At 69.7% G+C, this 18,971-nt stretch carries 18 protein-coding genes; 11 read left to right on the top strand and 7 right to left on the bottom strand.

Annotated elements, in window-relative coordinates; genetic code table 11:
- Positions 1-87: 87 nt before the first annotated feature.
- Complete coding sequence (locus ACFV9W_RS16910; RefSeq protein WP_385761097.1) at positions 88-1,032, top strand: SMP-30/gluconolactonase/LRE family protein; 945 nt, start codon at positions 88-90, stop codon at positions 1,030-1,032.
- Here ACFV9W_RS16910 and ACFV9W_RS16905 read toward each other — a convergent pair.
- On the bottom strand, positions 1,010-3,250 hold the full coding sequence (locus ACFV9W_RS16905; RefSeq protein WP_385761094.1) for a DUF262 domain-containing protein: 2,241 nt from the start codon (positions 3,248-3,250) through the stop codon (positions 1,010-1,012). The two genes, ACFV9W_RS16910 and ACFV9W_RS16905, sit on opposite strands and share 23 nt — an antisense overlap.
- A 92-nt stretch (positions 3,251-3,342) precedes the next feature.
- Between ACFV9W_RS16905 and ACFV9W_RS16900 the strand changes: the two genes are divergently transcribed.
- Positions 3,343-3,894 carry an HXXEE domain-containing protein gene (locus ACFV9W_RS16900; protein WP_385761091.1) on the top strand — a complete coding sequence of 184 codons (552 nt, stop codon included), beginning with the start codon at positions 3,343-3,345 and terminating at the stop codon, positions 3,892-3,894.
- Here ACFV9W_RS16900 and ACFV9W_RS16895 read toward each other — a convergent pair.
- The 3 genes from ACFV9W_RS16895 to ACFV9W_RS16885 all read right to left on the bottom strand — a co-directional run bounded on the left by ACFV9W_RS16895 (position 3,866) and on the right by ACFV9W_RS16885 (position 6,924).
- A complete protein-coding gene (locus tag ACFV9W_RS16895) occupies positions 3,866-5,017 on the bottom strand; it encodes a serine hydrolase domain-containing protein (RefSeq protein WP_385761088.1) in 1,152 nt (383 codons plus the stop codon). The genes ACFV9W_RS16900 and ACFV9W_RS16895 overlap by 29 nt on opposite strands.
- A gap of 133 nt (positions 5,018-5,150) precedes the next feature.
- Positions 5,151-5,834 (bottom strand): glycerophosphodiester phosphodiesterase, encoded by a 684-nt coding sequence (locus tag ACFV9W_RS16890; RefSeq protein ID WP_385761086.1) that lies wholly within the window; start codon positions 5,832-5,834, stop codon positions 5,151-5,153.
- Positions 5,835-5,856: 22 nt separating this feature from the next.
- Complete coding sequence (locus ACFV9W_RS16885) at positions 5,857-6,924, bottom strand: adenosine deaminase (RefSeq protein ID WP_385761083.1); 1,068 nt, start codon at positions 6,922-6,924, stop codon at positions 5,857-5,859.
- Between the two features lie 98 nt (positions 6,925-7,022).
- Between ACFV9W_RS16885 and ACFV9W_RS16880 the strand changes: the two genes are divergently transcribed.
- Positions 7,023-7,442, top strand: coding sequence for a DUF4190 domain-containing protein (locus ACFV9W_RS16880; RefSeq protein ID WP_385761081.1), 420 nt, complete (start codon positions 7,023-7,025; stop codon positions 7,440-7,442).
- Between the two features lie 26 nt (positions 7,443-7,468).
- On the opposite strand, the gene ACFV9W_RS16875 is transcribed toward ACFV9W_RS16880, so the two are convergent.
- The gene (locus tag ACFV9W_RS16875) at positions 7,469-8,017 is read right to left on the bottom strand and encodes an NADAR family protein (RefSeq protein ID WP_385761079.1); all 549 of its coding nucleotides are present in this window, start codon (positions 8,015-8,017) and stop codon (positions 7,469-7,471) included.
- A gap of 248 nt (positions 8,018-8,265) precedes the next feature.
- Between ACFV9W_RS16875 and ACFV9W_RS16870 the strand changes: the two genes are divergently transcribed.
- From ACFV9W_RS16870 to ACFV9W_RS16845, 6 genes are all read left to right on the top strand, one after another.
- Positions 8,266-9,816, top strand: coding sequence for a gamma-aminobutyraldehyde dehydrogenase (locus ACFV9W_RS16870; protein ID WP_385761076.1), 1,551 nt, complete (start codon positions 8,266-8,268; stop codon positions 9,814-9,816).
- Positions 9,817-9,871: 55 nt separating this feature from the next.
- The gene (locus ACFV9W_RS16865) at positions 9,872-11,125 is read left to right on the top strand and encodes a spermidine/putrescine ABC transporter substrate-binding protein (protein ID WP_385761074.1); all 1,254 of its coding nucleotides are present in this window, start codon (positions 9,872-9,874) and stop codon (positions 11,123-11,125) included.
- 68 nt (positions 11,126-11,193) lie between these two features.
- The gene (locus ACFV9W_RS16860; protein ID WP_385761070.1) at positions 11,194-12,366 is read left to right on the top strand and encodes an ABC transporter ATP-binding protein; all 1,173 of its coding nucleotides are present in this window, start codon (positions 11,194-11,196) and stop codon (positions 12,364-12,366) included.
- Positions 12,363-13,295 carry an ABC transporter permease gene (locus ACFV9W_RS16855; protein ID WP_385761067.1) on the top strand — a complete coding sequence of 311 codons (933 nt, stop codon included), beginning with the start codon at positions 12,363-12,365 and terminating at the stop codon, positions 13,293-13,295. Before ACFV9W_RS16860 ends, ACFV9W_RS16855 begins: the two co-directional genes overlap by 4 nt.
- The gene (locus ACFV9W_RS16850) at positions 13,295-14,083 is read left to right on the top strand and encodes an ABC transporter permease (RefSeq protein ID WP_385761064.1); all 789 of its coding nucleotides are present in this window, start codon (positions 13,295-13,297) and stop codon (positions 14,081-14,083) included. Before ACFV9W_RS16855 ends, ACFV9W_RS16850 begins: the two co-directional genes overlap by 1 nt.
- 46 nt (positions 14,084-14,129) lie before the next feature.
- Complete coding sequence (locus ACFV9W_RS16845) at positions 14,130-15,548, top strand: NAD(P)/FAD-dependent oxidoreductase (RefSeq protein WP_385761061.1); 1,419 nt, start codon at positions 14,130-14,132, stop codon at positions 15,546-15,548.
- Between the two features lie 39 nt (positions 15,549-15,587).
- Here ACFV9W_RS16845 and ACFV9W_RS16840 read toward each other — a convergent pair whose 3' ends face one another.
- Positions 15,588-15,959, bottom strand: a complete 372-nt coding sequence (locus tag ACFV9W_RS16840; RefSeq protein ID WP_385761058.1) for a DUF4440 domain-containing protein — start codon at positions 15,957-15,959, stop codon at positions 15,588-15,590.
- Positions 15,960-16,126: 167 nt separating this feature from the next.
- Here ACFV9W_RS16840 and ACFV9W_RS16835 point away from each other — a divergent pair, with 167 nt between their 5' ends.
- Together ACFV9W_RS16835 and ACFV9W_RS16830 are read left to right on the top strand one after the other, a co-directional pair.
- Positions 16,127-16,585, top strand: a complete 459-nt coding sequence (locus ACFV9W_RS16835; protein WP_385761055.1) for a hypothetical protein — start codon at positions 16,127-16,129, stop codon at positions 16,583-16,585.
- A 101-nt stretch (positions 16,586-16,686) separates the two neighbouring features.
- Entirely contained in the window at positions 16,687-18,525 is a 1,839-nt protein-coding gene (locus ACFV9W_RS16830) for a chitinase (protein WP_385761053.1), read from the top strand.
- Here ACFV9W_RS16830 and ACFV9W_RS16825 read toward each other — a convergent pair.
- Entirely contained in the window at positions 18,479-18,910 is a 432-nt protein-coding gene (locus ACFV9W_RS16825; protein WP_385761050.1) for a phosphatase PAP2 family protein, read from the bottom strand. The two genes, ACFV9W_RS16830 and ACFV9W_RS16825, sit on opposite strands and share 47 nt — an antisense overlap.
- Between the last annotated feature and the right edge of the window lie 61 nt (positions 18,911-18,971).

Below are 18,971 nucleotides of genomic sequence, written 5' to 3'. Positions count from 1 at the left end.
GAAACGGGGCGTGCATTGGTGCGTGGTCTGTTGTGGAGAACCCGTGAATGCGATGCTGCCTACCGTCCCAACCGACGGAGGTACGTCATGGTCGAATCCGCTCGCACGCCACCCCGCCGCACCGTACTGACCGCCGCCGCGGCAGCCGTCATCGCCACTGCCATGCAGGCAGGCAGCGCCGAGGCGGCCTCCTGGCCCGTGGAGTTCCCGCTACCGAACGGTTTCCAGCCCGAGGGGATCGCTGTCGGCCGTGCCCCGTACGCGTACATGGGCTCACGCGTCGACGGCCGGATCCTCCGCGTCGATCTGCGCACCGGACGCGGTGGTGTGCTGTGGCCGGGAGGGGCGGGGCTGGTGTCGCTCGGCATGAAGGTCGACGAGGCGGGCCTGCTGTACGTGGCCGGGGGCGGCGGAGGAAGCGCCCGCGTGATCGACACCAGCACGGGCAAGCTGGTCGCCACGCATCAATTCACGTCCACCACCGGCCACTTCATCAATGATGTCGTCTTGACCCGTGGCGGCGCGTGGTTCACGGATTCGCGTGACAGCTACCTCTACGTGCTGAAGGGCGGTGCCGTCCGGCGACTCAAGCTGCGCGGCGACTGGGAACTCGTCCCCGACGCCAACAACGCCAATGGCCTCGTCGCCACCGGAGACGGCCGCGACCTGATCGTCGTCAGCTCGGCCCAGGGCCGCCTGTACCGGGTGGACACCGGGACGGGGCACGCCACACTCGTCGACATCGTCGGTCTGCCGGACGTCGTGAACGGCGATGGACTGCTGCGAGTCGGCCCCCTCCTGTACGTGGTCCAGAACCGACTCAACCGCATCGCGGTGCTGCGCCTGGACGCCGAGGAGACGACGGCCACACTGGTCCGCCTCATCACCGACCCCCGGTTCGATGTACCCTCCACGGCGGCCCGTTTCGGGAATCGCCTCTACTTGGTCAACGCCCGTTTCACGACTCCGCCCACGCCAGAGACCACATACAACGGAGTCGCGGTGCGGCTCAACGGCGTCGGGACCCGTTGAGTAGGCCATCACTCTGGGCTTGTGCACGGACCTCTCGTAAAGACCGCCGGGCGCCGTCCGGGGTCGCGACGTGCCAGAACGCCATGCCCGAGCACTGCTTTGTGCCACGTACGACCATGCCTGCCTCGTCGCCGGTGGAATAGCGGTCGCCGCTCTCCAGCGTCAGGTAGCCGTCGCCGTCGACCACCGCCACGTGTGTGCGTCCTCGGTGGCTCGCTTCGAGGCGTGTCCCCGGCGGCAGTACGCCGCACCGCATCAGATGGGCGAGCTGTGTCTTGAGGCGGGGGCGTGCCATGTGCGGAGCAGAAGGCTGCGCAGTCGGGGAGTGCGGGGCGCCGTCGGCCTCCGTCGGCGGCGTGCGTTGGAAGCCGAGGGCCTCGGGGTCCCAGATTCGCTCGCACAGCCGTCGGTACAGCATGCCGCGTACGCGCACGACTTCCGCCATGCCCGAACCACCGAATTCACGGAACGACGACGCGATTGCCGGGTTCGCCTCGACGAACCTTTTCACGGCTGTGGCGTTCCTGCGGTAGCCGGGGGACAGAACGGCGGTGAGGACGTTCTGCCGCGCGTACAGGCGTTGCGTCTTCTCGGCGAGCGGCAGGTCGCCGTAGCTGGCGTTGTCCGACGCGGTCAGCAGGACGAGGACGCCGAGCCGGTTGCGCCAGGCGCGGAAGGTGACCTCGTCGATATTGTCACTGGCATGGCGCTTGGGGTGGTTCGCGTACAAGTGCTCAATCTGCCACGTTCGGTCGGGGCTCAGGTAGTCCGTGATGTCGGCACGGCGCTCGCAGCCGGTCTCCACGTAGGTTGTCAGCCGAGCGAGCAGGTAACGCACTTGTGCTTTGTTGTTGCCCCGCATGCCGAACGTCTCCACCGCCGCGAACGAGTCCGGCGGCGGCAGCTCGCTGGACAGCAGTTCCGATACGTCCATTGTGGTTCGGCAGGCGCGCAACCGAGGAATCAGCCGGTGCAAGAGGGGCTCGAAGTCCTTGGTGAGCAAAGGCTCGTCCCGCACGGCGCGGTCCACGAAGAGCAGATCGAGGAAATTGGCCACCAGCGCAGCCTTCTCCTTCGCCGTGGTGTCGATCTCATGGGGTTGGATCGCCGCCAGGATCAGCGCCATCTGGTCTGTGAGGCCATTGGTGTCATTGTAGTAGAGGGTGGCCAGTCCTTGCTGCTCATACGGCTGTTTGCATGCCTTCAGGAAAGTGCGGTGGTGACGCGCCAGGTCGATGAGGTCCTCGACGAATCGGAAGTAGTCGTCCGGGCCGCGCAGCCCGATGCGGCGTGCGTTCCTGCGTACCCAGATGTTCAGCGCGGTGTCGATTGATTCGCTGTCGGATTCGGCGGCTGCCGTCTCGCCTTCATGGAACTCCGCGTGGCGTGCGAGGAGCGCCGCCCTGAGAAAGGCGCGAGGCGCGTCCGAGTCGCCGCGGACTCCAGTGAGTTCGGCCAGCATGTGGCGCCACTGCTTGTTCAGTTCTTCCTCGCCGGCCCGGACATTGGAGAGCAGGTAGCTCTTGAGGAGGTCGACGGAGGTGAGTCGGGCGCCTCGGTCGTTCATCGACTCGAAGATTCTGAAGCCGACGCTTCGCGAGGGTGCTTTGATCCCGACGAGTTGGACCTTGCTCAGTAGCCAGTCCACGAACTGGGGAATGTGCTCGGCTTCGAGGCGTTCAGCCAGGAGTTCGTCCATCTGTGTGCTGCGAGCGTGGAGGTTGCGCACGGACAGCGAGGCTCCGAGCGGAACCTCGTACGGGCGGTCGCGGTAGAGCGCTTCCAGGGCGGGGCGTCGTTCGTCGATGTCGATACGGAATATGTGGTCCTTGCCAGGGCCGTGCTCAGTTATCACGCGGTCCAGCTTGAACTCGGTCTCCCGGCTGCTCGGCAGCTCGCGCGCCCGGCGGTACAGGTGCAGGAAGAGCAGGTGCAACGTGGTGAAGCGCTGCTGTCCGTCCACGAGAAAGCGGACGTTGTCCTCTTCCCGTTCCTGGGCGTACACGAAGGGGCCGAGGAAGAACGTGTCGTTCTCGTCGCGACGGTGGCGTTGGCCTGGTGACCAGGAAGGGTTGAAGGTGTCCAGCAGGTCGGCGACAAGAGTCCGGACGTCGTCGGCGGACCAGGCGTACTCACGCTGGTAGTACTCGATGTCATATCTGGCGTGGCCGAAGAGTTCCTTGAGGTCGAATGTCGCACCTTCGATCCCAGCGCCCATGAGCACTTCCCCCTCCCGACGGCACTTTGAGGGTCACCCTCATATGCCTCTGAATACAAGGGAGTTGACCGGACAACGATAGGGTCGGGTGCATGGTGGATGAGGAAGGGGCGATCGGTCGTGGCGTGACCCTCGGGCTGTTCGCCGCCTGGGCGCTGCACGATGCCGAAGAGGTGCTCACCGCTCCGCGCTGGGTCCGGGAGAACGTGCCGCGGCTGCGTGAGCGGTGGCCGGGGGTGCCCGAGCGGGTGTGGCGGGGCATGGAGGGGGTTGACGAGCGGGAGTTCGCTGCCGCTGTCGGTGTCATGGCCGGGATCGTGGGAGCGGGGGCCGTCGCCGGGTGGGTGAGTGGGGGCCGAAGCGCCGCGTACCAGGTCATGCTGAACGGGTTCGGGGCGCACGGGCTGCTGCACATCGGGCAGGCGGTCGCTGTGCGTGGTTACACGCCGGGTGTCGTGACCTCGCCGGTGCTCGTCGTGCCGTTCACCGTGTGGGCGCGGCGGCGGCTGAAGAAGGCCGGGGTGCTGCGGCCGGGGCGGGCCCGGGACGTCGTGGCCGGGGTCGCCTGGGCGGCCGCGGCGACGGCCGTGTCGCACGGGGTGGCGCATCGGGTCGTCAGGTCGCGTCGCGGGTCGCAGCCATGATGATGCGCTGGACGACGGGGTTCATTCCCTCACCCTTCGCGTCCGTGGAGTTGACCGAGTAGACGGCCGTCCGGGACAGGTCGCGGGCGGCGGCGATCCCGGCGCTGTAGCCGTACCGCGAACCGGACTTGCCCCAGTACACGCGGTCGCCGACCTCGATCCTCTGCAGGCCCGCGCTCATCGTGGCACCGGGCACCCCGGCCGGCAGCGTGAACATCTCCTCCAGCTGCGGCGCGGGCACGATCCGGCCCCGGAAGAGCCCGGTGAGCAGCCGCTCCAGGTCGGCGGTCGTGGAGATCATGTCGCCCGCCGCCGTCCGGTCGGCCTGGACCCACTCCGTCACGTCGACGAGCTCGCCGTCCGCCGACTGGTAGCCCCGATTGTGCGCGCCGTGGATCCGGCGGTCGGTGCCGGGGAAGTACGTGTGCCGCATCCCGGCCGGGCGCAGGACGAGGCGGGTCGCCGCCTGCGCGTAGGAGTCGCCGGTCACCTTCTCCACGAGCAGCCCGAGCAGTGTGTAGTTGATGTTGAGGTACTGCTGGCGGGTGCCTGGCGCGAAGGAGGGGGTTTTGGCGAGCGCCGAGACCGCGACCTGCCGGGGCGTGATGACGTCGAAGCGGTGCGCGTACTGGTCGGCGAACGAGTTCCCCCAGCCGTCACCGGCCGGTATCCCGCTGGTGTGGTTGAGCAACTGCCGCACCGAGATGGGCTGTTGGAAGGCGGTGCCGCGGAAGAGCCCGGGAAGGTAGCGCTGCACCGGCGCGTCCAGGTCGACCCGTCCGTCGGCGGCGAGCCGCAGCACGGTGGCCGCCGTCGCCACCTTCGTGGTCGATCCCGCACGGAACCGCGCGTGCTCCAGGGCCTTCGCGCCGCTGTGCGTATCCCGTACGCCCGCGGCCCCGTGCCAGGAACCTCCGGTGCCGCCGACCCGGACGAGGGCGGCGGTGGCGTCGTCGTCCGGCAGGCCCGTGAGCGCCGAGGCCAGCGCCTTCGCGTCGGGAGCGCCATGAGTACCGGCGGGTGCCACGGTGGCCCGCGCCGGGACGGCCGCCGCGGCGAGGGGCGCCGCGACGGCGCCGAGGACGAGCGCGGTGGACAGGGTGAGGGCGAGACGGCGCTTCAAGGGGGCCTCCTGGCAGGGGAGTTGGCCCGGTCGGGCCGACACGGACCATCCTCGGCTCCGGCTCGCCGCGGCAGCTCGTCGCGCGGGATGATCCCGACCCTGGATCGCGGCCTGGCCGCCCCCTAGGGGTCCCTCAGTCCTCGCCGCGCACCGACGTCAGGACGTCGACCCGGTTCGTCGTGATCGAGTCGACGCCGATGTCGAGCAGCCGCCGCATCGAGCGCCTGGTGTCCGGGGTCCAGGCCGACAGCAGGTAGCCGTCCCGGTGCACCTTGGCCGCGAGCTCCCGGGTCACCAGCGGGAAGCGGTAGTTGAGCCAGCGGGGCGTGAGGGCCGCGAGGACGGCGGGGCGGGGCGGCGCCAGGGACGTCCAGGTGAGCGCGATCTCCGCGGAGGGCGCCGCGGCGCGCACCTTCAGCATCGTCTGGGCGCCCGCGCAGTAGTAGACCCGCTCCTCGGCGCCGCAGTCGCGCACGGCGCCGACGACCGTGCGCACCGTACGGGTGTCCGCGCCCGGCAGGTCGATCATGACGCGGGCGTCCCGGCACACCTCCAGGGCGTCCGCGAGCGTGGGCACCCCGTCCTCCGTCAGACCGCGCACCTCGTCGCAGGAGAGCGCGGACAGCGGGCGTTCGTGCTCCCACAGGCGCTCAAGGGTGGAGTCGTGGAGCAGGACCGGGACCGCGTCCCGCGTCAGTCGTACGTCGATCTCCACCGCGTCCGCGCCCCGCTGAAGCGCGGAGCGCAGGGACGGGAGGGTGTTCTCGCGGACGCGGTAGGGGTCGCCTCGGTGGGCCACGGCAGTCACGGTGCGCATGGCCCCATTGTGACCTGCGGGCTCAGCCGGCCGTCGGCCAGTTCCGCGTGTACGTGTCGATCTCCGCGGCGATCCGCGCCTTGCCCGCCTCGTCGAGGAACGACGCCCGCACCGCGTTCTTGGCGAGCTCCGCCACGCCCCGCTCGTCGAGGCCGAGGAGGCGGGCCGCCACCGCGTACTCAGTGTTGAGGTCCGTGGAGAACATCGGCGGGTCGTCCGAGTTGATGGTGACCGTCACGCCCGCGTCGACGAACTGCTTGAGCGGGTGCTCGTCGAGGGTGCGGACCGCGCGCGTCGCGATGTTGGACGTCGGGCACACCTCCAGCGGGATGCCGCGCTCGGCGAGGTGCGCGAGGAGCTTCGGGTCCCGGGCCGACGACGTGCCGTGGCCGATGCGCTCGGCGCCCAGATGGTTCAGCGCGTCCCACACGGACTCGGGCCCGGTCGTCTCGCCCGAGTGCGGCACCGACCGCAGGCCCGCCGCCCGCGCCCGGTCGAAGTACGGCTTGAACTGCGGCCGCGGGACACCGACTTCGGGCCCGCCGAGGCCGAACGACACCAGGCCCTCCGGCCGCAGCCTGTCGTCCGTGGCGAGCCGCGCCGTCTCCTCCGCCGACTCCAGACCCGCCTCGCCGGGGATGTCGAAGCACCAGCGCAGCACCGTGCCGAACTCGGCCTCCGCCGACTTGCGGGCGTCCTCGATCGCCTCCATGAAGCCGCGGGCGTCGATGCCGCGGCGGGTGGAGGAGAAGGGGGTGAGGGTGAGCTCCGCGTACCGCACGTTCTGCCGGGCCATGTCGCGGGCGATCTCGTACGTGAGGAGGCGGACGTCCTCCGGCGTGCGGATCAGGTCGACCACCGACAGGTACACCTGGATGAAGTGCGCGAAGTCCGTGAACGTGAAGAACTCGGCCAGTGCCTCGGGGTCGGTCGGGACCTTCGAGTCGGGGTGCCGGGCCGCGAGCTCCGAGACGATCCTGGGGGAGGCGGAGCCCACGTGGTGGACGTGCAGTTCGGCCTTCGGCAGCCCGGTGATGAAGGCTTCCAGGCTCTGACTCGGGCTCTGGCTGTGACTCGGGCTCTGGCTCACGGTTTCCTCCCCAGGAACTTGGGTGATCGGCTGATCGGGGTCCTCGTCATCGTATGCGGGGAGATCGCCCGCGCGGCGCGGGTGCCTAGCATGAGCGGATGAGCGAGTACGACCCGTGGCGCACACCGCCGGCGCCCTCCGCGTACGGGTACGCCAACCCGTACGCGGCGCCGGACGAGCCCGTGCCGCCACCGCCCATCGGGCCCGAGGGCCCTGGGCCGTACGCCTACCGGGCGTACTGGTACGCGTACGGTCAAGGCGCGCCCGGGGCCGTACCGCCCCGCAACGGGATCGGCACCGCGGCCCTGGTGCTCGGCATCGTCACCGCGGTCGGCTTCCTGCTGTGGCCCCTCGCGATGGTGACGGGTGTGCTCGCGGTGATCTTCGGCGTGATCGGCAGGCGCCGGGCCGGGCGAGGGTTCGCGACCAACGGCGGGCCGGCGCTGGGCGGGCTCATCTGCGGCGTGGGCGGCCTGCTGTCGGCGATCGGCGTCGGGATCGCCGTGCTCCTGGGGTGAGTCGCCCTCCTGATCCAGGGGTGGGCTCAGCGCAGCCGCTCTCTCGCCGCCATCAGCGCGAACCCCAGCAGATTCAGCCCCCGCCACGCCTGCGGATCGGACGCGCCCGCGTCGTCCGCCGCCATCCCGATGCCCCACACCCGGTCCATCGGACTCGCCTCCACCAGGACCCGGTCGCCCGTCGTGGCCAGGAACTCCCGCAGCGCCGGATCCGAGGCGAACTTGTGGACGCTCCCCTCGACGACCACGCCGAAGCGCTCCCGCTCCCACACCGCGCCGTCGAAGCCGCGCACCAGGCGCCCCGCCTTCTTGGCCTCCGCCGGATGCCCCGCCGACAGCGCGCGGCGCTCCGCCTCCGCGTCACCGAACAGACGGGCCTTCGCCGCCATCATCCAGTGCTCCGCCGTCGCGTACTCCACGCCCTCCACGGTGAACGGCGAGGGCCACCACTGGCTGAGGCAGCTCGCCCCGATCACACCGTCCTTGCGCGGTGTGTGCCCCCAGAAGTGCAGGTACTTCACGCCTGTCCCCGCCGCCAGGGCCGCGACCAGCGATTCCCTACTGTTGATCTCCATACACGGGAGTCTGGCATCCACTACTGACAATCCGTCCTGCGTTTTCCAGGGGGACTCGACACCTGGTCGACAGATTCCGTCGCGTAACCAAAAGGCAACAACGGAATCACTTGTTGGCGCTGGGGTCCTCTGTCAGGATCGGCACTCAAATCGAGCTGGAGCTACGGCTGGAGCTACGTCGGCCCTCGGGACACCCTCAGGACACCCTCGGGACCCGGGCGACGCAGGAGAAGCGAGAGCGAGCACTCATGCACCACCCCACCTCGGATCACCCCGCCTCGGCCAAGAACGTGGCCGCACTGGCAAAGGAACTCTTCGCGGACGGCGCGAACTTCGTCGCGGGCCGTCTCGTCAAGGGCACGTCGGGACGCACCCACGCCGTCGTCGACCCGGCCACCGGCGAGGAGGTCTACACGTACGAACTGGCGGGCACCGCCGACGTGGACGCCGCCGTCGCCGCCGCCCGCGCGGCCTTCCCCGGCTGGTCGGGGGCCACGCCCGGCGAGCGGTCCGACGCCATGCACCGGTTCGCCGCCGTGCTGGACGAGAAGGCGGAGGAGTTCGCCCGCCTCGAGTCGTTGCAGTGCGGCAAGCCGCTCAAGCTGAGCCGCGAGTTCGACGTGCCCGGCTCCGTCGACAACGCCGCGTTCTTCGCCGGCGCCGCCCGCCACCTCCAGGGGCAGTCCGCGGGCGAGTACAGCGCCGACCACACCTCGTACGTGCGCCGCGAGCCCATCGGTGTCGTCGGCTCCATCGCGCCGTGGAACTACCCGCTCCAGATGGCCGCCTGGAAGGTGCTCCCCGCCATCGCCGCGGGCAACACGATCGTCCTGAAGCCCGCCGAGCTGACCCCGTTCACCTCGCTGCTCTTCGCGCAGGCCGCCACCGAGGCGGGCCTCCCGGACGGCGTCGTCAACGTCATCAGCGGCGCGGGCCGCGACGCCGGTGAGCACCTCGTCGGCCACCCGGACGTCGCCATGACCTCCTTCACCGGCTCCACGGGCGTCGGCAAGCGGGTCGCCGAGATCGCCACGGCCACCGTGAAGCGGATCCACCTGGAGCTGGGCGGCAAGGCGCCGTTCCTCGTGTTCGACGACGCCGACCTCGACGCCGCCGTGCACGGCGCGGTCGCCGGCTCCCTCATCAACACCGGCCAGGACTGCACCGCCGCCACGCGCGCGTACGTGCAGCGCCCGCTCTACGACGCCTTCGTGGAGAGGACGGCGGCCCTGATGGAGACCGTCAGGCTTGGCGACCCGTTCGCCGAGGACACCGACCTCGGCCCGCTCATCTCGCACGCCCAGCGCGACCGCGTCGCCGCCTTCGTCGACCGGGCCCGCGGCTACGCGCGCGTGGTGACGGGCGGCGAGGCCCCCGGCGGCGACCTCGCGGACGGCGCGTACTACAAGCCGACCCTCATCGCCGACGCCGCGCAGGACAGCGAGGCCGTCCAGTCCGAGATCTTCGGTCCCGTGCTTGTCGTGCTGCCGTTCGACAGCGACGACGAGGGCATCGCGCTCGCCAACGACACCCCCTACGGGCTCGCCGCCTCCGCCTGGTCCACCAACGTGTTCCGCGCGAACCGCGCCACGCGTGAGATCAAGGCGGGCTGCGTGTGGGTCAACGACCACATCCCGATCCTCAGCGAGATGCCGCACGGCGGCTACAAGGCGTCCGGCTTCGGCAAGGACATGTCCGCGTACTCCTTCGACGAGTACACGCAGATCAAGCACGTCATGTTCGACAACACAGCGGTGGTGCGCAAGGACTGGCACCGCACGATCTTCGGGGACCGATAGCAATCAGGCCGTACCGACCGACGGCCGCCAATCTCCCGAAAGGGCAACCACGCGCATGGAGCAGTACGAGCCCGACCGTTTGTCCCCGGCCCAACTGGCCGCCATGCACCGCAGCTTCAGGAACGGCAGGGCAGCGATGTCCCGCCGTTCCCTGATGCGGGCCTCGGCCGGCGGAGCGCTCGCCGTCGGCGGGCTCGGCGCCCTCACCGGCTGCGGCATCCCCGCGGCGAGCAAGTCCTCGGGCGGCATCTCGTCCGAGGACCACTCGGCCAAGGAGAAGACCATCAACTTCTCCAACTGGACCGAGTACATCGACATGAGCGACGACGAGAAGCGCCGCCCGTCGCTGGAGGCGTTCACCAAACGCACCGGCATCAAGGTCAAGTACACCGAGGACATCAACGACAACGTCGAGTTCTTCGGGAAGATCAAGCCGCAGCTCGCGGCGGGCCAGGACACCGGCCGCGACATCATCGTCCTCACCGACTGGCTCGCCGCGCGGCTCATCCGCTTCGGCTGGGTGCAGAAGCTCGACGCGGCCAACCTGCCGCACGCGTACAGCAACCTGGCCACCCAGTTCCGCAACCCCGACTGGGACCCGGGCCGCGCCTACTCCTACCCCTGGCAGGGCATCGCGACGGTCATCGCGTACAACACCAAGGCCACCGGCGGCAAGGAGATCACCTCGGTCTCGCAGCTCCTCGACGATCCCAAGCTCAAGGGGAAGGTCGGGCTGCTCTCCGAGATGCGCGACACGATCGGCATGACGCTGATCGACATGGGCAAGGACCCGCGCACCTTCAAGGCCGACGACTTCGACGCCGCGATCGCCCGCGTGCAGAAGGCCGTCGACAGCAAGCAGGTGCGCCGTTTCACCGGCAACGACTACATCTCCGACCTCTCCAAGGGCGACCTCGCGGCCTGCCTCGCGTGGGCCGGTGACGTCGTGCAGCTCCAGGCGGACAACCCGCACGTCAAGTTCGCGATCCCGGACGCCGGTTACATCTCGTCGACCGACAACATGCTGGTCCCCAACAAGGCACGTCACAAGACGAACGCCGAGAAGCTCATGGACTACTACTACGAGCCGGCGGTCGGCGCCGAGCTGGCCGCGTGGATCAACTACGTCTCGCCGCTGGAGACCGGCATCGTCAAGCCGGAACTCGCCAAGATCGACAAGGACGTCGCGAACGACCCGCTGATCGTCCCCGACAAGGAGATGTCGGCGAAGGCGCACGGCTTCCGCTCCCTGACGGCCAAGGAAGAGACGGCGTTCGAGCAGAAGTTCGCCCAGCTCACGGGCGGCTGAACCACCTCGGCCCCTCCTTCGCCCTCGTCCGGCACCGCCCCTGCCCGTACCGACTCCTTGGACTCACCATGACGACCCTCACGACGTCGGAGACCGGCGGAGACGTCCGTCTCTCCGGCATCAGCAAGACGTACGACAACGGCTTCACCGCCGTCCAGCCGCTCGACCTCACCGTGCCCCAGGGCTCGTTCTTCGCGCTGCTCGGCGCCTCCGGCTGCGGGAAGACCACGACGCTGCGCATGATCGCCGGGCTCGAGGACCCGACCACGGGCACCGTGCACCTCGGCGACCAGGACGTGACGTCCCTGCCCCCGTACAAGCGCCCGGTGAACACCGTCTTCCAGTCGTACGCGCTCTTCCCGCACCTAGACATCTACGAGAACGTCGCCTTCGGCCTGCGCCGCCGCGGCATCAAGTCCGTGAAGAAGCAGGTCGAGGAGATGCTCGACCTGGTGCAGCTCGGCGAGCACATCCGCAAGAAGCCGCAGCAGCTCTCCGGCGGCCAGCAGCAGCGCGTCGCCGTGGCCCGCGCGCTCATCAACCACCCCAAGGTGCTGCTGCTCGACGAGCCGCTCGGCGCCCTCGACCTCAAGCTGCGCCGCCAGATGCAGCTGGAGCTCAAGCGCATCCAGACCGAGGTCGGCATCACGTTCGTGCACGTCACGCACGACCAGGAGGAGGCCATGACGATGGCCGACACCGTCGCCGTGATGAACGCGGGCTCTGTCGAACAGCTCGGCGCCCCCACCGACCTGTACGAGAACCCGGGGTCGACGTTCGTCGCGAACTTCCTCGGCACCTCGAACTTCATCGAGGCCGAGATCGCGGGCCGGGCCGGCGACGACCTCACCCTCAAGGCGGGCGACGGCAAACTCGTCCTGCCCGCCGGCCGCAACTCCGCGCGCACCACGTCGATCGGCGACAAGCTGCTCCTCGGCGTGCGCCCCGAGAAGATCTCGCTCACGCACGCCGACGACGCGGGCGAGATCCCCGACGGGCGCAACCGCATCACCGGGAAGATCGCCGACTCCAGCTTCATCGGCGTCTCCACCCAGTACGTCATCGACAGCCCGCTGAGCGACTCCTTCGAGGTCTACGCGCAGAACATCGAGCGCGACAGCCGCCTCGCGCCCGGCGCCGAGGTCGTCCTGCACTGGAACCCCGCGCACAGCTTCGGGCTCGACGCGGCCCAGGACATCGCGGCCGGCGCGGCCAAGGTCTCGGAGGACGCCGCCGCATGAGCACGACACTCTCCGACGCGCCCCCGGCGGCGCCCGCTCCCACGGAAGAGCCGCGCAAGCCCCGCAAGCGCGGCCGCCTCGTCCCGTACTGGCTGCTGCTGCCCGGCATCCTCTGGCTGGTCGTCTTCTTCGCCCTGCCGATGGTCTACCAGGCGTCGACCTCGGTGCAGCAGGGCTCCCTCGAGGACGGCTTCAAGGTCACCTGGCACTTCGCCACGTACTGGGACGCGCTGTCCGAGTACTACCCGCAGTTCCTCAGGTCCGTCCTGTACGCGGGCCTCGCCACGATCCTGTGCCTGCTGCTCGGCTACCCGCTCGCGTACCTCATCGCGTTCCGCGCGGGCCGCTGGCGCAACCTCATCATGATCCTGGTGATCGCCCCGTTCTTCACCAGCTTCCTGATCCGTACGCTCGCGTGGAAGACGATCCTCGCGGACGGCGGCCCGGTCGTGGGCGTGCTCAACTCGCTGCACGTCCTCGACGTCACGAGCTGGCTCGGCATGACCGACGGCAGCAGAGTGCTCGCCACCCCGCTCGCGGTGGTGTGCGGACTCACGTACAACTTCCTGCCGTTCATGATCCTGCCGCTCTACACCTCGCTGGAGCGGATCGACGGCCGGCTGCACGAGGCGGCGGGCGACCTGTACGCGTCGCCGGTGACGACGTTCCGCAAGGTGACGTTCCCGCTGTCGATGCCGGGCGTCGTGTCCGGAACGCTGCTCACCTTCATCCCCGCGGCCGGTGACTACGTGAACGCCGACCTGCTCGGCTCCACCGACACCCGCATGGTCGGAAACGTCATCCAGACGCAGTTCCTGCGCGTTCTCGACTATCCGACGGCGGCGGCGCTCTCCTTCATCCTCATGGCGGCCATTCTCTTCATGGTCACCTTCTACATCCGTCGTTCCGGGACGGAGGACCTCGTCTGATGCGCTGGCTGCGAAAGAATCTCGTCGTCATTGCGGGCCTGATCACGCTCGGCTATCTCCTGCTGCCGAACCTCGTCGTGACGGTCTTCTCCTTCAACAAACCGAAGGGCCGCTTCAATTACGAGTGGCAGGAATTCTCGACGGACGCCTGGAAGAACCCGTGCGGCGTCGCCGACATGTGCGGATCGCTCTCGCTGAGCCTCCAGATCGCGCTGTGGGCCACCATCGGCGCGACGGTCCTCGGCACGATGATCGCCTTCGCGCTCGTCCGCTACCGGTTCAGGGCGCGCGGCGCGATCAACTCGCTGATCTTCCTGCCGATGGCGATGCCGGAGGTCGTGATGGCGGCCTCGCTGCTCACGCTCTTCCTCAACATGGGCGCCCAGCTGGGCTTCTGGACGATCCTCATCGCCCACATCATGTTCTGCCTCAGCTTCGTGGTGACGGCGGTGAAGGCGCGCGTGATGTCGATGGACCCGCGCCTGGAGCAGGCGGCGCAGGATTTGTACGCGGGCCCGGTGCAGACGTTCCTGAGGGTCACCCTGCCGATCGCGGCGCCCGGTATCGCGGCGGGCGCGCTGCTCGCCTTCGCGCTGTCCTTCGACGATTTCATCATCACGAACTTCAACGCGGGCTCGACCGTCACCTTCCCCATGTTCGTCTGGGGTTCGGCGCAGCGCGGAACGCCCGTTCAGATCAATGTCATCGGTACGGCCATGTTCCTGGTCGCCGTACTGTGTGTGCTGGCTGCAATGACCATCGGGAAGCGCAAGAACAAGGTTTCCTGAACCACTCGCATGGTGAACTACTCGCATTTCTGAGGGAGTTGGAATCATGGCCGCACGCGCCATGAATCGCTGGACGAATTCACTCGCCGACGCCAAGCCGGTCGCGTACTGGCTCGACGACCCCGGCAGGCCCGAGGCCCGCGCCGCACTGACCGGCGACGAGCGCTGCGACCTCCTGGTCGTCGGCGGCGGCTACAGCGGACTGTGGACCGCGCTCATCGCCAAGGAGCGCGACCCCGGACGCGACGTGGTCCTCGTCGAGGGCCGCGAGATCGGCTGGGCGGCCTCCGGGCGCAACGGCGGGTTCTGCGCCGCCTCCCTCACGCACGGCACGGCCAACGGGCTCGCCCGCTGGCCGGACGAGATCAAGAAGCTGGAGGAGCTGGGCGCCGCCAACCTCGACGCCATCGAGGCGGCGGTCGCCCGCTACTCCATCGACTGCGACTTCGAGCGCACCGGCGAGCTGGACGTGGCGACGCAGCCCCACCAGGTCGCCGAACTGCGCGAGTTCCACGCGGAGCTGGCCGAGGCCGGCCTTGCCGACGGCGTCGAACTCCTCGACGCGGACGAGACCCGCGAACAGGTCGCGTCACCCACCTTCCTCGGGGCCATGTACGACCGGCACGGCGTCGCGATGCTGAACCCGGCGAAACTGGCGTGGGGCCTCAAGCGGGCCTGCGCCGACCTCGGCGTGCGGATCTACGAGAACACCCCGGCCACGGACCTGTCCTCGAACGGCGCCGGGGTCGCGGTCCGCACCCCGTACGGCCGGGTCTTCGCCCGGCACGCCGCGCTGGCCACGAACGTCTTCCCGTCGCTGGTCAAGCGGACCCGCGCGTACACGGTCCCGGTGTACGACTACGCGCTGATGACGGAGCCGCTGAGCACGGAGCAGCTGGCCGCGGTCGGCTGGAAGAACCGGCAGGGCCTCGGCGACTCCGCCAACCAGTTCCACTACTTCCGGCTCTCCGCGGACAACCGGATCCTGTGGGGCGGCTACGACGCGATCTACCCGTACGGCGGCCGGGTGCGGGCCGAGCACGACCACCGCCCGGAGACGTACGCGAAGCTGGCCGGCCACTTCTTCACCTGCTTCCCGCAGTTGGAGGGGCTGCGCTTCACGCACGCGTGGGGCGGCGCGATCGACACCTGCTCCCGCTTCTCGGCGTTCTTCGGCACCGCGCACGCGGGCCGGGTGGCGTACGCCGCCGGGTACACCGGCCTCGGCGTCGGCGCGACACGCTTCGGCGCGGACGTGATGCTCGACCTCCTCTCGGGCGAGCGCACGGAGCGTACGGAGCTCGAGATGGTCCGCAAGAAGCCGCTCCCGTTCCCGCCCGAGCCGTTCGCTGCCACGGGCATCGCGCTCACCAAGTGGTCCCTCGCCCGCGCCGACGCGAACGGCGGCCGCCGCAACCTGTGGCTGAAGGCGATGGACACGGTGGGCCTGGGCTTCGACAGTTAGGGCCCTGTTCGACAGCTAGCGCCTTGGGGGCGCCGCCGGTCAGGCGCTCTCGTCCGCCGTGAGCGTCCCCTGATGGAAGTACAGCCGCCACCCGGCCTCCGGGTGGCGGCGCCACACCGAACTCCGGTGCGCGCGGCGCCCGTCGTCGTCCGTGTGGAACGTCAGATGGACGACGCCGGGCGCGAGCAGCGTCCCCCGCATCCCCGTGACCCGCACCGGCGGCCCCGGCTCCGCTCCGGTCGCCTCCAGGATCGACTCCCGGCCCCAACGCCGCCCGGACGCGCCGAACTCCGTGAACTCCGGGTCGAGCAGCGCCGTCACCTCCGCGTCGGACGCCCGTACGCCGGGGTCGAGCAGCCGCAGCTCCCCGTTGATCGCCGCCTGGATCTGCGCCTTCTCGCCTTCGTACATGCCCCGAGGGTACGAGTGCGCCTGCCTTTGATCACCCGGCGTACGCCCTGGTCGTACGCGGCTTCGGAAATTCACTACCTTCAGGTAACCGAAGTCGCGTAATGCCCGGGCCGCTTCCCCCTCTCGTTCGTGACGATCAGCGTCGATCTGAACGAGGAGGACCCCGCATGACTGGCTCGGGGGACAAGGCCGCTGTCGAGTGGCTGGTATCCGTGGCACCGGATCCGGACGCCTGCCGCTGGGAGTGGGAACGCAATCCGCACGGGGTGGCGCTGCTGCCCGCGGGCGAGCGGTGGGACGTGCTGATCCTGCCGGGGGAGCTCGGCTATCCGACGCTCGACGTGCTGCGCCGGGTGATCGACAGGCCGGGGCCCGTGCTGGCGGACTTCGGCGCCGCCCGCATGGGCTTCTTCGTGCCGGCGGGCACGGCCGCCCGATGGCTCGGCACCGGGGTGCGCGCGGTGGGGAGCGGCTCCTGGATCGTGGCGCCGTACCCGGGCAGGCTCGCGGGCGGCGTGCGCTGGCTGGTGCCGCCGGACGGCTCGGGCACGCTCACGGACCCCGCCATCCTGGAGCTCGCGATGCACGAGGCGGCGGCCCAACTGGCAAGAGAGACGGGGGAGTAGTGGGCGGGCGGCGGATGCCCGACCCTTGACAACTCAATTGGTCTGGACCAAGTTGGGCGCGCTCCACCGTGCCCGTTTCCCCGCCATGCCCGGAGGCAGCCATGTCCCGCTCCAGACCCCGCAGATCCCACGGAACCGGCAGGTTCCGCGGGCTCCTCACGAGCCTCACGGCCGCCGCGCTCGCCGCGACCGGCCTCACCGCCCTGTCCGCCACCGCGAACGCCGCCGACATCGACCTCGCCCGCAACGGCGGATTCGAGTCCGGCCTGGACGGCTGGACCTGCTCGGCCGGAACGGGCAGAAACGTCAACTCACCTGTCCACGGCGGCAGTTCGGCGCTCCAGGCCACGCCGACCGGCGCCGACAACGCCCGGTGCGCGCAGACCGTCACGGTCAAGCCCGACGCCACGTACACCCTGTCCGGACACGTCCGCGGCAGCTACGTCTACCTCGGTGCGAGCGGCACCGGCACCACGGACGTGTCGACCTGGACCCCGTCGGCGTCCGACTGGCAGCAGCTCAAGACGACTTTCAAGACAGGCCCGAGCACCACCAAGGTCACGATCTACACCCACGGCTGGTACGGCAGCCCCGCCTACACCGCCGACGACCTCACCCTGCTCGGCCCGGGGACCGAGGCCCCGGTCCCGCCCGCGGCCCCCACCGGCCTCAAGACCGGCACGGTCACCGCCACGACGGTCGGCCTGTCCTGGTCGGCGGTCCCCGGCGCCACGAGCTACACGATCTACCGCAACGGCGCCAAGGACCGGACGGTGACCGGCACTTCGGCCACGGTCGCGGGCCTCACGCCCGAGACCGCGTACAGCTTCCAGGTCGCGGCGGTGAACGACGCGGGCGAGTCCGCGAAGTCCGCGACGGTCACCGCGACGACGGGCAGGACCCCCGGCGACGAAGGCTCCGCCGACCTCCCGGCACACGCCCTCGTCGGCTACCTCCACGCCAGCTTCGCGAACGGCGCCGGCTACACCCGCCTCGCCGACGTCCCCGACAGCTGGGACGTCATCGACCTCGCCTTCGGCGAACCCACCTCGACGACCTCCGGAGACATCCGCTTCGACCGCTGCCCGGCCACCGAGTGCCCGGGCGTCGAGTCGGACGCCGACTTCAAGGCCGCGATCAAGGCCAAGCAGGCGGCGGGCAAGAAGGTCCTGATCTCGATCGGCGGCCAGAACGGCCAGGTCCAGCTCACCACGACGGCCGCCCGCGACACCTTCGTCTCCTCGGTCTCCAAGATCATCGACGAGTACGGCCTCGACGGCCTCGACATCGACTTCGAGGGCCACTCCCTGTCCCTCAACGCCGACGACACCGACTTCAAGAACCCCAAGACCCCGGTGATCGTGAACCTGATCTCGGCGGTGAAGACCCTCAAGGCCAAGTACGGCAGCGACTTCGTCCTGACCATGGCCCCGGAAACGTTCTTCGTCCAGCTCGGCTACCAGTACTACGGCACCGGCAAATGGGGCGGCCAGGACCCGCGCGCGGGGGCGTACCTCCCGGTCATCCACGCCCTGCGCGACGACCTGACGCTCCTGCACGTCCAGGACTACAACTCCGGCTCGATCATGGGCCTCGACAACCAGTACCACTCCATGGGCGGCGCCGACTTCCACATCGCCATGACCGACATGCTGCTCACCGGCTTCCCGGTCGCGGGCGACGCGAACAACGTCTTCCCGCCGCTGCGCGCCGACCAGGTCGCCATCGGCATGCCGGCCTCCACCCAGGCCGGCAACGGCTACGTCTCCCCGGCCGAGACCAACAAGGCCCTCGACTGCCTCACCAAGAAGACCAACTGCGGCTCGTACGCGACGCACGGCACCTGGCCCGCGCTGCGCGGCCTGATGACGTGGTCGGTGAACTGGGACCGCTTCAACAACTGGGAGTTCCAGAAGAACTTCGACGCCTACTTCGGCTGATCGCGTACGCCGCCGCGGACAGCAGCACGAGCGACAGGCACCAGCTCCCCACCACGTCCGCCGGCCAGTGATACCCCTGCCGTACGAGTCCCAGGCCCACGGCCGCGTTCAGCAGGACGCAGCCGTGGGTCAGCAGGCGGGAACGCAGCAGCAGGACGCACAGTCCGTACGCGACCGCTGCCGTCGCCGCGTGGCCCGACGGGTAGAAGCCCGTCGCCGGGGCCATCGGGGGCGGGCCGGGGCGGTCGATGAGGGTCTGGAGCGGGGCCACCAGGGTGGGAACCAGGGACATCGTGACGGCCGCGGCGATCACGGGGAGCCGGGTCCTGGTGCGCCAGGTGACGTACGCGAGGGTCACGGCGAGGACCGGCAGGGCGACCGCCATGTTGCCGAGGTCGGCGAGGAATTCGGCGGGGCCCGAGGGGATCGCGCTGGTGCGGATCGTG

It is taken from the genome of Streptomyces sp. NPDC059897, from assembly GCF_042730865.1.
Classification (GTDB): Bacteria; Actinomycetota; Actinomycetes; order Streptomycetales; family Streptomycetaceae; genus Streptomyces.
The sequence above is the reverse complement of the archived record's forward strand: the minus strand, read 5'-3'. Positions and strand labels throughout refer to the sequence as shown.

Bases quoted from the DNA above. Each gene is read 5' to 3' on its own strand.
- ACFV9W_RS16880 (WP_385761081.1), top strand. From the start codon at position 7,023: ATGAGCGAGTACGACCCGTGGCGCACACCGCCGGCGCCCTCCGCGTAC.
- ACFV9W_RS16875 (WP_385761079.1), bottom strand. From the start codon at position 8,017: ATGGAGATCAACAGTAGGGAATCGCTGGTCGCGGCCCTGGCGGCGGGG.
- ACFV9W_RS16850 (WP_385761064.1), top strand. From the start codon at position 13,295: ATGCGCTGGCTGCGAAAGAATCTCGTCGTCATTGCGGGCCTGATCACG.
- ACFV9W_RS16870 (WP_385761076.1), top strand. From the start codon at position 8,266: ATGCACCACCCCACCTCGGATCACCCCGCCTCGGCCAAGAACGTGGCC.
- ACFV9W_RS16865 (WP_385761074.1), top strand. From the start codon at position 9,872: ATGGAGCAGTACGAGCCCGACCGTTTGTCCCCGGCCCAACTGGCCGCC.
- ACFV9W_RS16890 (WP_385761086.1), bottom strand. From the start codon at position 5,834: ATGCGCACCGTGACTGCCGTGGCCCACCGAGGCGACCCCTACCGCGTC.
- ACFV9W_RS16835 (WP_385761055.1), top strand. From the start codon at position 16,127: ATGACTGGCTCGGGGGACAAGGCCGCTGTCGAGTGGCTGGTATCCGTG.
- ACFV9W_RS16825 (WP_385761050.1), bottom strand. From the start codon at position 18,910: ATGGCGGTCGCCCTGCCGGTCCTCGCCGTGACCCTCGCGTACGTCACC.
- ACFV9W_RS16910 (WP_385761097.1), top strand. From the start codon at position 88: ATGGTCGAATCCGCTCGCACGCCACCCCGCCGCACCGTACTGACCGCC.
- ACFV9W_RS16855 (WP_385761067.1), top strand. From the start codon at position 12,363: ATGAGCACGACACTCTCCGACGCGCCCCCGGCGGCGCCCGCTCCCACG.
- ACFV9W_RS16845 (WP_385761061.1), top strand. From the start codon at position 14,130: ATGGCCGCACGCGCCATGAATCGCTGGACGAATTCACTCGCCGACGCC.
- ACFV9W_RS16840 (WP_385761058.1), bottom strand. From the start codon at position 15,959: ATGTACGAAGGCGAGAAGGCGCAGATCCAGGCGGCGATCAACGGGGAG.
- ACFV9W_RS16905 (WP_385761094.1), bottom strand. From the start codon at position 3,250: ATGGGCGCTGGGATCGAAGGTGCGACATTCGACCTCAAGGAACTCTTC.
- ACFV9W_RS16900 (WP_385761091.1), top strand. From the start codon at position 3,343: ATGGTGGATGAGGAAGGGGCGATCGGTCGTGGCGTGACCCTCGGGCTG.
- ACFV9W_RS16830 (WP_385761053.1), top strand. From the start codon at position 16,687: ATGTCCCGCTCCAGACCCCGCAGATCCCACGGAACCGGCAGGTTCCGC.
- ACFV9W_RS16860 (WP_385761070.1), top strand. From the start codon at position 11,194: ATGACGACCCTCACGACGTCGGAGACCGGCGGAGACGTCCGTCTCTCC.